The 11,462-nt window shown below is 44.3% G+C and carries 8 protein-coding genes; 3 read left to right on the top strand and 5 right to left on the bottom strand.

What is annotated here, in order from left to right; translation table 11 throughout:
* Positions 1-227: 227 nt before the first annotated feature.
* Entirely contained in the window at positions 228-1,406 is a 1,179-nt protein-coding gene (locus VF500_RS31115) for a glycosyl hydrolase family 8 (protein ID WP_330863382.1), read from the bottom strand.
* Between the two features lie 25 nt (positions 1,407-1,431).
* A complete protein-coding gene (locus tag VF500_RS31110; RefSeq protein ID WP_330863381.1) occupies positions 1,432-2,382 on the bottom strand; it encodes a LysR family transcriptional regulator in 951 nt (316 codons plus the stop codon).
* Positions 2,383-2,471: 89 nt separating this feature from the next.
* Between VF500_RS31110 and VF500_RS31105 the strand changes: the two genes are divergently transcribed.
* From VF500_RS31105 to VF500_RS31095, 3 genes are read left to right on the top strand one after another with little or no spacing between them, the layout of a single operon-like run.
* Positions 2,472-3,875 carry a TolC family protein gene (locus VF500_RS31105; RefSeq protein ID WP_330863380.1) on the top strand — a complete coding sequence of 468 codons (1,404 nt, stop codon included), beginning with the start codon at positions 2,472-2,474 and terminating at the stop codon, positions 3,873-3,875.
* Between the two features lie 18 nt (positions 3,876-3,893).
* Positions 3,894-7,139, top strand: a complete 3,246-nt coding sequence (locus tag VF500_RS31100; protein ID WP_330863379.1) for an efflux RND transporter permease subunit — start codon at positions 3,894-3,896, stop codon at positions 7,137-7,139.
* Positions 7,132-8,259 carry an efflux RND transporter periplasmic adaptor subunit gene (locus VF500_RS31095; RefSeq protein WP_330863378.1) on the top strand — a complete coding sequence of 376 codons (1,128 nt, stop codon included), beginning with the start codon at positions 7,132-7,134 and terminating at the stop codon, positions 8,257-8,259. The genes VF500_RS31100 and VF500_RS31095 overlap by 8 nt, the downstream gene beginning before the upstream one ends.
* 237 nt (positions 8,260-8,496) lie before the next feature.
* Here VF500_RS31095 and VF500_RS31090 read toward each other — a convergent pair whose 3' ends face one another.
* From VF500_RS31090 to VF500_RS31080, 3 genes are read right to left on the bottom strand one after another with little or no spacing between them, the layout of a single operon-like run.
* Positions 8,497-9,927 (bottom strand): serine hydrolase domain-containing protein, encoded by a 1,431-nt coding sequence (locus VF500_RS31090; protein ID WP_330863377.1) that lies wholly within the window; start codon positions 9,925-9,927, stop codon positions 8,497-8,499.
* 9 nt (positions 9,928-9,936) lie between these two features.
* A complete protein-coding gene (locus VF500_RS31085) occupies positions 9,937-10,479 on the bottom strand; it encodes a hypothetical protein (RefSeq protein WP_330863376.1) in 543 nt (180 codons plus the stop codon).
* Between the two features lie 16 nt (positions 10,480-10,495).
* A complete protein-coding gene (locus tag VF500_RS31080) occupies positions 10,496-11,428 on the bottom strand; it encodes an aspartate carbamoyltransferase catalytic subunit (protein WP_091163068.1) in 933 nt (310 codons plus the stop codon).
* Positions 11,429-11,462: the final 34 nt, after the last annotated feature.

Genomic DNA, 11,462 nt, shown 5'->3' with positions numbered 1-11,462 from the left:
GACAGCAGTAAAGTTCAGCAGGATGCAGAAGTACAAAAGGCAAGAAAGCTTGCTCGTCTGCAAAAAGAAGCTCAAAAACTCGGTCTTACTCTCCAAAATGCAGCTTGATTATGAATGATTTACATGCACGTCATTATAAGGAACGAAGCAATCGCATGCTGTACAGAGCGGCTTTGCCTCCGTGCGATTGCTTCGTGCCTCGCAATGACATGAAGAAGATAGCGCGCTTATTCCACCCGCCAATAATTCCCGCTCACAATAATCATATCCAGCATTTTGATGGTATTATCGTAATAATCATAATCCTTCAATTTAAAGGCTATGAGGTAATCCCAGATTTTATTAAGCCATTGCTGGTTTCCAGGATCAACCATAGCCGATACCGTGAATGGTGCTATAAAACTCAATGCCTCAAAATAGCGGCCTTTAATATCATTGCCTTCTAATGTGTATCCTGCTGAAATATTATCAGGGTTACCTTCGGTAGTTTGCCTGATCCACCGGTTTATCGGGCTCACAAAATCCTTCGCACGTTTATCGCCATATAACAAATAATCGGTAGCTATACGCCATGGAACCCGGCATGCATTATAGTTATAATAACCATCATATGCAGATTCCATGTACTTAGGTTGTGCAGGCCGGGCTTTCTTGTCTATCCCCCTTATAAAATCAGGTACAAGGCCTGCTTCAGGGCTGTAAGTTTTTTGCAGGTAGCCAAAAAGCCGATAATTATTATCAATCACCTTTTGCCATTTGCCCGTTTTCGAAGTGCTTTCAAAAGCCTTGAAATTGGCAGGCATAAAATCGGATGCGCGCATGTCATAATAATCTTTGCTATCGTCCTCGCTGCCATCGCTCAATAACACAGAAAATGTTTTGGGATTGATCTCATAGCGCATGATTGCTGTCATCATGTTCTTAGCCTCCTGCAAGTAATTGATATTGCTCCTGCTTCCCCATTGTTTATCGGCCAATAAAAGAGAATAAGCTATATCCATATCACCATCTGTAGCAGTACTTCTATCAAGGTTTTTGCAGCTTTTTACCTGCGCCCAGGCCATCAAATAAGTCGATGTTTTGGCGGGATGGGCTCTGTAATAATTGTATAAACCGTCGTAAATGGTTTTGGCTTGCTTGTCATATCCAGCCATCAGCGCGGTAATCAACATGCCGTAACCTTGCCCCTCGGATACGCATTCTTTACCTGGCTTTTCAAACCAAACATAAAATTGGCTTTTATCGCAGCCGGGTTTGATGTACCGGTGTTTCCATTGGTCGTAAAAAGAGGTTACCTGTTTATCCAGTTGTTGCTGATTGATATGGTTAGGTTTGATGGTGCCGGCGGTATAACGGCAATGTTGTGGAAACGGCCTTAATGCAACCTGTGCATGAAGGCCGTTCATGATAAAAATCAAAAATATCAGCAGGCTATATCGCACGCAGTTCTGGGTAAGCAGCAGCCTCTTCAACATCATTGCACAATAGTTCGGTTTTGCAGAAATGGTTTTTCAGGCAGGCCAAAAAGTTCTGAATTACCGGTGTATCCTTGCAGGTAGCGGCATACCAGGTGCGTTTTGCTATGCTATGGTGCAGTGGTTTTGTAACAATGTGTTTACCGGGTAGGTATGGTTTCACAATCCAGTCGGCCATAACGCTTATTCCGAGGCCTGCATTTACCATCTCAATAGTGGCATCAGTGTAGTGGATCCGGTTGAGTGTTTTGGGTTTTACATGCTGTTCCTGGATGAGCGTTTCGATGATCGGGGTCTCCTGGTATGAGGGGTCATAAAGGGCCAGGATTAACTCCTGATCCTGGAAGTCGCAGATGTCAATAACAGCCTTTTTTGACAGCGGATGATCGGCAGGTAAAATGGCTACTAACTGGTCTTCAAAAATGGGTTCGTAAACGATGTGTGTGTTCACCATTTGGGTGCGCACAATGCCCAGGTCAAGGTCGCCGCGCATGAGGTATTCGAGCGGTCGGCGACTGGCATCCGAAACTATATTTATGTTAATATCAGGCCATTGGCTCTTGAAATCCTTGATTACACCGGGCAGCCAGTGGTATGCTGTATAGCATTGCATACTGATATTGAGCTTGCCGGTTTTGCCATTTTTATAGTTGTTAATATCTTCTTCAAGGGTACGTATTTCGGCCAATATTTTTTCCGAACTTCGTAGAAAACGATAACCCACTTCGGTAAGCTGAAGCTTCTTTCCCTGGCGATGGAACACCTCAATATCCAGTTCCTTTTCCAGCTCTTTTAACTGGTGGCTTAGGGCCGATTGAGTTAGGTGTAAAGCGCTTGCTGCTTTGGTCAGCGAACCCTCTTTTGAAATGGTATCAACTAACCTGAAATGATGTAATGCAATATTCATTATTAGTTTTGCTAATGATTTACACAAAATTAATTCATTTTTTTCATGAATCATATAGATATACATTTGCTGTGTATAAAATACACCTCATGTTAAACACAAATTCAAAAAAATTACTCCTGTTTTTTTTGAGTGTTTCATATGTCTTACACGCACAAGCTCAGCAAAAAGTCCTTTCTATTAAGGATGCTGAACAAATGGCCCTTGCTAACTATGCTTCCATCAAATCGAAGGCAAACCAGCTTAACGCATCTAAGGCATACCTCAAAGAAACAAAAACGGAGTATCTGCCGGACGTAAATTTCTCCGCGCAGCAGGACTACGGAACAGTGAACGGCCAAAACGGACCATCGTATGGTTACCGGGGGCTTTCTGTAGCTTCATCCGGGCCGGTATTGGCCAAGCAAAACTGGAATGCTGCTTTTGGGGCGCTCTATCTAACCAACGTTAGCTGGGACTTTTTCGCCTTCGGCAGATCGAAGCAAAAGATAGGCGTACAGAAGTCTATCGTATCGCGCGATGAAACTGATCTTGTACAGGAGCAATTTCAGCACCAGGTAAGGGTAGCCGCTACTTACTTAAATCTCCTTGCCGCTCAGCAACTAAGCAAAGCACAGCAGGATAACCTTAACCGCGCTATGGAACTACAAAAAGTAGTTGTAGCCCGCGTAAAGAATGGTTTAAACCCGGGAGTAGATTCATCACTGGCCAACGCCGAAGTATCGAACGCTAAAATAGCGCTTACCAACGCGCAGCAAACCGTGCAGGATCAAAGCAATCAGCTTTCGGTTTATTTAGGTATCCCGGCACAGGAGTTTCAGCTGGATAGTGCTTTCATTACCAAACAGCCAAACAACCTGGAGGCTTTAAGCGCTGTTGCTACTACCGATCACCCAACTTTGAAATTTTATCAGAACAGGGTAAACGTGAGCGATCAGCAGGCTAAGTACCTTCGCACCTTCGCCTTGCCAACCTTTAGCCTTTTTGGTGTTTACCAGGGCAGGGGATCGGGCTTTAAATCCGATTATGGCGTTGACCAATCAAGCTATACTGGCAGCTACGGTGCAGGTGTTGACCCAACCCGTTACAACTACCTGTTTGGTGTAGGTGTGGTATGGAACTTTACCAGTGTGTTCAGGACCCACTACCAGGTACAATCGCAAAAATATACTTCAGAACAGCTGAAGAATGATTACGAACTGGTTGACAAACAACTGGAAGCTCAGCGCGCATTGGCCCAAACACGCATAGGCAATGCCCTGAAAAATGTGAACGAAGTACCGGTTGAAGTTTCGGCCGCAAACAACGCTTACATTCAAAAATATACACTGTATAAAAACGGACTATCAAACATAGTTGATTTTACACAGGCGCTTTATACCCTTAACCGGGCCGAGGTTGACAAATACATAGCCCTGAATAATGTATGGCAGGCATTGCTGTTCAAATCGGCAGCTACCGGCGATTTCGGGATCTTCATCAATAATTTTTAACAGTTACACACATATACAATGGGAATGATAAAAGGGGCGCTGCAAAAACCAATTACCATATTGGTTATAGTAGCCGGGCTGTTCTTCTTCGGTATAAATGCGGTACGGACTATCAAGATCGATATATTTCCCGATCTAAACCTGCCGGTTATATATGTATCGCACCCATACGGCGGTTTCACCCCAAACCAAATGGAGGCTTATTTCGGTAAGCAATATGTTAACCTTTTGCTTTTCGTATCGGGCGTAAAAAGCATCGAAACGAAAAATATACAAGGCTTAACGTTAATAAAAGTTACTTTTTACGAGGGCACCAATATGGCCCAGGCCGCGGCGGAGGTCACGAGTTACACCAACCGGGCGCAGGCCAGCTTCCCGCAGGGGTCGCAGCCGCCCTTTATTTTGCGCTTTGATGCTTCAACGCTGCCGGTTGGTCAGCTGGTGTTGAGCAGCGCCACCCGTAGCAATAACGAATTGCTGGATTATGCATTAGTTTATGTACGTTCGTCGTTTACTTCTATTCCGGGCCTTGTTGCACCGGCACCTTTTGGTGGTAACCAGCGTACTATCCTGATCAAGGTTGACCCAAACCTGTTACGCTCGCACAACTTAACGCCCGACCAGATCGTGGCTGCCCTACGCGAGAACAACCAGAATACTCCGGCTGGTAACGTACGCATAGGCGATTACAACTACCTTGCCCCATCAAACACTACTATAAAGAAAGTACAGGATTTTGGCGATATCCCGCTTTATAAAAACGGCATCCAAACCGTGTTTATGAAGGATGTAGCCACTATTGAGGATGGTGCAGATATTACCAACGGGTATGCACTTATTAATGGTAAACGTTCGGTTTATCTACCTATCACCAAATCGGCTACTGCCTCAACCTGGGAAGTGGTACAAAACCTGAAAAAGGCATTGCCGCGGTTCCAGGCTTTACTGCCCGATGATGTGAAACTGTCGTTCGTGTTTGACCAATCGGTATATGTGATCAACGCGGTAAAAAGTTTGGCCGAAGAAGGTGCGATAGGCGCGGTACTAACAGGGTTGATGGTATTGCTGTTTTTGGGCGATAAACGTGGGGCGCTCATTGTGATCCTTACTATCCCAACTTGTATCATATCGGCTATATTCTTCCTGTCGCTGGCGCATCAAACCATCAATATCATGACGCTGAGCGGACTTTCGCTGGCAATAGGTATTTTGGTGGATGAGTCGACGGTGACAATTGAGAATATTCACCAGCACTTTGATATGGGTAAACCAAAAGCTTTGGCTATCTGGGATGCCTGTAAGGAGATCGCGTTTCCTAAATTGCTGATCCTGTTCTGTATCCTGGCGGTGTTTGCACCGGCCTTTACCATGACCGGTATCCCGGGCGCATTGTTCCTGCCGCTGGCATTAGCTATTGGTTTCTCTATGATTGTTTCTTACCTGCTTGCCCAAACTTTTGTGCCTATTATGGCCAACTGGATCATGGTAAACAAACATGAAGACCACAGCCATAAAGACGGTTTTGCTTTAGAGGATGAAGGTGAGCCTTGGGAGCAGAAAGAAAAAGCCATGAAAGCGGCCCTTGAACATAAAGGAAAAGATGTAACCCGTTTTGATAAATTCAGGGATAGCTTTATGAACCTGATGGACCGCATGATGCCTAACCGCAAAATACTGGTAACAGTTTATGTGGTAGCTGCTTTCGGCCTTGCCTTCCTGTTGTTCAATATCATTGGTCGCGACGTGTTGCCAAAAGTAAATTCAGGTACTTTCCAGGTACGTTTGCGTGCTGCGGATGGCACCCGGTTGGAGCGTACCGAACTGATAGCGGTTAAAGCACAGCATATATTAGGTGATATTGTGGGTAAAAACCATATAGCTATTACCTCAACATTTGTTGGCTCGCACCCTTCATCGTTCTCAACCAACCCGATATACTTGTTTATGGCCGGCCCGCAGGAGTCTGTAATGCAGGTAAGCTTAACAGAGGATTATAAGGTTAATCTTGATGACTTGAAAGAAAAATTCAGGCATGAGATGGCTAAACAGTTGCCTGATGTTAAACTATCATTTGAGCCAATTGAGCTGACAGATAAGATCCTGAGTCAGGGATCGCCAACACCTATTGAAGTTGCCATCACCGGTAAAAACAAAAAGCAAAATGTTGAGTATGCCTTTAAGGTGATCAATAAACTGAAAAATATCGACTACCTGCGCGATGTGCAGATTGGGCAATCATTCAATTATCCTACTATCGATATCAATATCGACAGGCAACGCGCTGCGCAGCTTGGTGTAGGTTTAAATGATATCTCACGGTCGCTGGTGGCATCAACTTCATCATCAAGGTTTACCGAAAAGAATAACTGGATTGATGAAAAATCAAACTTGAGTTACCTCGTACAAGTACAGGTGCCCGAGTACCAGATGGCCAGTTTAAATGATGTTAAGGAAATTCCTGTACTGGCAAACCAGGCCCGCCCGGTATTGGGCGATGTGGCCGATGTTAAAACAGGAACCACTTTTGGTGAAGACGATAACGTAGGTGCTGTGCCAACATTATCGGTAACGGCAAACATCAACAAAAAGGATTTGGGTACTGCTACTAATGACGTGCAAAAAGCCATTGACGAACTGGGCAAGCCACCACGCGGCTTAACAGTTGAGATGCATGGTTTGAGCCAAACCCTTACCGATACTTTAAATAGCTTACAAACTGGTTTGTTGGTTGCGGTATTGGTGATATTCCTGATGCTGGCGGCAAACTTCCAATCGTTCAAAATGTCGATGGTGGTTTTGTCAACCGTACCGGCCGTATTGTTTGGTTCGCTGTTGCTGGTTAAGATCACCGGTGCTACGCTTAACCTGCAATCATACATGGGTATGATCATGTCGGTAGGTGTATCCATTTCAAACGCCGTGTTACTGATCACCAATGCAGAAGAGTTGCGCAAGCACAACGGCGATGCCCTGAAATCAGCCCGTGAAGCGGTAGCATTACGCCTTCGCCCTATATTGATGACCAGTTTGGCCATGATCGTAGGTATGATCCCGATGGCGTCAGGCTTAGGTGAAGGTGGTGATCAAACATCACCGCTCGGTCGTGCCGTTATCGGCGGACTTATTGCATCAACCTTTGCTGCGTTGCTGATATTACCATTGGTTTTTGCCTGGGTACAAGGTAATGCCACTACCCAATCTGTTTCATTAGACCCAGAAGATAAAGAAAGTAAATTTTATGTCCCTTTGCACCACCATGAATAAGCTAAAAAATAAATCAATACTGCTGCTTGCCGTTTTAGCAATGGCAGTTGGCTCCATGAGCGCCTGCCACTCAGATGATAAAGAAAAAAAGGAGCAGCAGGAAGAGGAACAACAGCAGGAAGCTGTTGAAACCCCAACGGTACAAATTGTATCGTTAACTAAAGGCAGATTAAGCAGCAATATCTCCATTCCCGGCGAGCTGATCCCTTATCAGCAGGTTGACCTGTATGCCAAAACCAACAGCTATGTTAAAAAACTTTTGGTTGATATCGGCTCGGAAGTACATCAAGGCCAATTACTGGCTGTACTTGAAGCACCCGAAATTAACTCGCAATTGGCTGCAGCGCAATCACGCATCAAACAATTTGAGGCTGTTTATTTTGCCAGCAAAGCCACTTACGACAGGCTGGTAAGCACCAGCAAAACCCCTGGTACCGTTTCACAAAACGATCTGGAGCAGGCTGAAGCTAAAAAGAACGCCGACGAGGCCAATATTGATGCTGCAAAATCAGGCTTGAAAGAGGTATCGGCTAATTTGGCTTATTTGGAGATCCGTGCCCCTTTTGATGGCGTGATCACCAGCCGTAACGTTAACCTGGGGGCCTATGTTGGTCCGGGTGGTAAAAGTATCGATCCCTTGTTTACCATACAGGATCAGGGTCGCCTACGTTTAGTTGTATCCGTGCCCGAAGTTTACACCGGTGCATTAAGCAATAAAAGCGAAGTTAATTTCACCGTGAGAGCCTTGCCAAGCCAAAAATTTACCGCCCAGGTAAAACGTATAGCAGGTGCGCTTGATGAAAAATTACGTGCCGAACGCCTGGAGATGGATGTTTACAATAAAGATAAAAAACTGCTTCCGCATATGTTTGCCGAAGTGAGCCTGCCACTGCCAGCCGGTGATAGCACTTATGTAGTGCCTAAAACAGCTGTAGCCACTTCAACCGAAAAGGTTTTTGTGATAAAAGTTGTTGACCATAAAGCTGTTTGGGTTGATGTGAAAAAAGGCCTGAGCAACGGCGATAGCATTGAGATCTTCGGTGGTGACCTGAAGCCTGATGACAAGCTGGTAAAAGCGGCTTCAGATGAGATCAGGAACGGATCGACCTTGAAGTATTAGTAATTTGAAAATTGGTTGATTTGAAGATTTGAAAATTTCTTCTTCAAAATCAACAACCTGAATAGTGCGAAGGGAAAGGTGCTTGAAAGCTTGATCAGTTTTCAGGCACCTTTTTTTGTTTGGATGGCTTTTAAAACCTATGGATAAAAATGTCATTGCACGAAGCAGTCGCTTGCTATAGAGAGCGGCTCTGCCTCCGTGCGATTGCTTGGTTCCTCGCAATGACATGATTTTATACTATTTAGCCCCCGCCTGCAACTTCTTAATAATCCCCGTCCCCACAGCGTCTGTACTTTCAGCTGCATTTGATAACACAACCACCGCCAGTTTTTTATCAGCATTAAAAGCTAAAAAGCTGCTGCTGCCATAAGTGCCACCGTTGTGGAAAATGTATTCCACTCCATCAACCAAAATGATGTGCCAGCCAAGGGCTATTTTGGCATCCTTGCTGTAAGTTATTTGATGGGTGAGTTCAAAGGCCTTTGATAGCTTATCAGCGCCACTGGTCATGTTAGCCTTTGCATATATCAGCAGATCATTTACTGTTGAATGTAGGGCTCCGCAGGCGGCAAGGGCGTCAAAATCCCAGGCAACTGTAGGGTAGCCATATTGACTATATACTTTGGTGAAGTGGGGGAGCTGTAACGCGCTTAAATGCTGAACGGTATTTTTCATTGCTAAAGGGATGCAGATCACCTCCTGTACCATCTGATCAAATGTTTTGCCGCTTACCTGCGATAATATCGTTCCTAATAAGCCCACTCCTAAATTGGAATATGCATACTGCTCGCCCGGTTTACTATTGAGCTTACATGTTTTGAGGTAACTGTACAGAAGCTTTTTGTTATAGCTTTTATAAGGATTAGCGGCACTGGCCGAATCAAACTGAAGGTTTTCGGGAATCCTTGCCAGGCCTGATGTATGGTTACTCAGCGTTTGCAGGGTTACAGCATTTAACGCAGCATTGGTTTTTACCGAATCGGGCAGGTATTTGGTAATGGGATCGGTAAGTTTTACTTTGCCCTCGTTGGTGTAATAAGCCAGCAAGGTAGCTGTAAATGTTTTGGTAATAGATCCGATTTCATATAAGGTACCTGCCGTTGGTAATTGTTTGTTGCCCCGGGCTGTTTCGCCATAATTATAAATGCTGATCTGGCCGTCTTTAAATACACCTATACTTAAACCTACTGTGTTTGCTTTTTGAATATATGGATGTGCTATCTCGTCAACCTGTTTATCTATGGCGGTAAGCAATTTATTTGATGTTGGCATTTGTATGGTCTTATCGGCAGTAATATCCTTGTAGGGCTGAAACAGAAAGAGCTCGATTTTATTGTCGGTATCAAGGCTCATGAGCAATTGCAGCGTTACTGATGGGAATACCAGCTTATAAGTGCTCACCTTGTTGTTAACAAAGCTGATCACAGTTGAGCCTTTAATTTCATTCAAGGGAAACAATTGCTGTTGACTAAGGCTGCGGAACTGGCCTTCACTTACGGCATGCCTGAAATTTGCCCCGGTTAAAGCATAAATAGAATCGGCCTGTTTGGCATTGAAGAACTTTTTCACCAGCACAAATACCGAATCGGTTTTGTATTGCTGATGACTTTGGGCGAATGTTACGCCCGATGTAAGTATAAAAAGAAAAAGGCAAAGCTTGAATTTCATTAAGCGTATTTATATATCCTGGTAATCTTTGGCAAAGTAGTTATCGGCCAAAGGATCGGTTAAGCGCACAAAGCGTTTTTCATTACGTTTCCATCTCATGCGGAATATGATAACGGCAATACCGGCCCCAATCATATAATTGTAACCAATAAATGCAAACATATCACCAGGTTCGGCCAATAGGGTGTGAAGATCTGTCTTTCCGCTTAATTTAAACCAGATAATGCTTGTTAGGAGAGATAAGGCTAATCCGAAAATAAATCCGCCGTCGATAATGCAGTAATTCCACATGCCGCGTTTGCGCGAGTGCTCCCACTTTTTTACGAAGCTGATATTGTCAATATCTTCTTCGGTAAGGCCTTTGGCCTTGAGCTTTTCGGCCTGGGTTAATTTATATTGATAGCGGTAATAACCCTGTACAAATGAAAAAGGGAAGAATATAAGGAAGATGATATTGTTGTTGTCGTAAAAATACAACGCAACAATAACGGCAAGGTAAAACAATTCGCCTTTGTAAGTATGTTTCAGATATGTTTTGAAGTTGAATTTCATACCTGAAACATACTATTTATATGGTTGGTGTTTGTCCGGCCAGCAGGTATAGCACAGCCATACGTACGGCTACACCGTTTTCTACCTGGTCGAGAATGATTGACTGTTTGCTGTCGGCAACATCACTGGTGATCTCCACACCGCGGTTGATAGGGCCGGGGTGCATTACGGTGATCTCTTTATCCAACGAATCCAAAATAGTTTTGTTAAGACCGAAAAGCATAGTGTATTCCCTTAACGAAGGGAAATATTTGATATCCTGGCGTTCCAGTTGGATGCGGAGCATGTTGGCTACATCGCACCAGTTAAGGGCTTTAATGAGGTTATGTTCAACTTTTACACCTAACGAGCCGATATATTTCGGGATTAATGTAGTTGGCCCGCAAACCATTACTTCGGCCCCCAATTGTTTAAGGCAAAGGATATTAGAAAGTGCCACGCGTGAGTGCAGGATATCACCTACGATCACCACTTTTTTACCCGCTACATCACCATACTTTTCGCGGATGGAAAAGGCGTCAAGCAAAGCCTGGGTAGGGTGTTCATGCGCGCCGTCACCCGCGTTTACGATCTGTGCTTTTACATGTTTCGACAGGAAGATGCCTGCACCGGCATAAGGATGACGCATTACCACCATATCAACCTTCATGGCCAGGATGTTGTTCACTGTGTCAATCAGTGTTTCGCCTTTGCTTACCGATGATGATGAGGCAGCGAAATTGATCACATCTGCCGAAAGCCTTTTTTCGGCCAGTTCAAATGATAAACGGGTACGAGTTGAATTTTCAAAGAAAATATTGGCGATGGTAACATCCCGCAGCGACGGCACTTTTTTGATCGGCCGGTTTAAAACAGATTTAAAAGTATCGGCAGTTTCAAATATCAGCTCAATATCTGCCCGGTTCAAATCTTTTATACCCAATAAGTGTCGTGTGCTCAGTCCTGCCATGTCGGTTATGATCCTATTTGTATTTAATCCTTGT

The sequence above is a fragment of the Mucilaginibacter sp. genome (assembly GCF_036383575.1).
Lineage (GTDB): Bacteria > Bacteroidota > Bacteroidia > Sphingobacteriales > Sphingobacteriaceae > Mucilaginibacter.
Note: the sequence above shows the minus strand (reverse complement) of the source record. Positions and strands in the feature narration are given on the sequence as shown.

Excerpts from the sequence above, each read along its gene's own strand:
- VF500_RS31110 (WP_330863381.1), bottom strand. The coding sequence starts at position 2,382 with ATGAATATTGCATTACATCATTTCAGGTTAGTTGATACCATTTCAAAA.
- VF500_RS31090 (WP_330863377.1), bottom strand. The coding sequence starts at position 9,927 with ATGAAATTCAAGCTTTGCCTTTTTCTTTTTATACTTACATCGGGCGTA.
- VF500_RS31100 (WP_330863379.1), top strand. The coding sequence starts at position 3,894 with ATGGGAATGATAAAAGGGGCGCTGCAAAAACCAATTACCATATTGGTT.
- VF500_RS31095 (WP_330863378.1), top strand. The coding sequence starts at position 7,132 with ATGAATAAGCTAAAAAATAAATCAATACTGCTGCTTGCCGTTTTAGCA.
- VF500_RS31080 (WP_091163068.1), bottom strand. The coding sequence starts at position 11,428 with ATGGCAGGACTGAGCACACGACACTTATTGGGTATAAAAGATTTGAAC.
- VF500_RS31105 (WP_330863380.1), top strand. The coding sequence starts at position 2,472 with ATGTTAAACACAAATTCAAAAAAATTACTCCTGTTTTTTTTGAGTGTT.
- VF500_RS31115 (WP_330863382.1), bottom strand. The coding sequence starts at position 1,406 with ATGAACGGCCTTCATGCACAGGTTGCATTAAGGCCGTTTCCACAACAT.
- VF500_RS31085 (WP_330863376.1), bottom strand. The coding sequence starts at position 10,479 with ATGAAATTCAACTTCAAAACATATCTGAAACATACTTACAAAGGCGAA.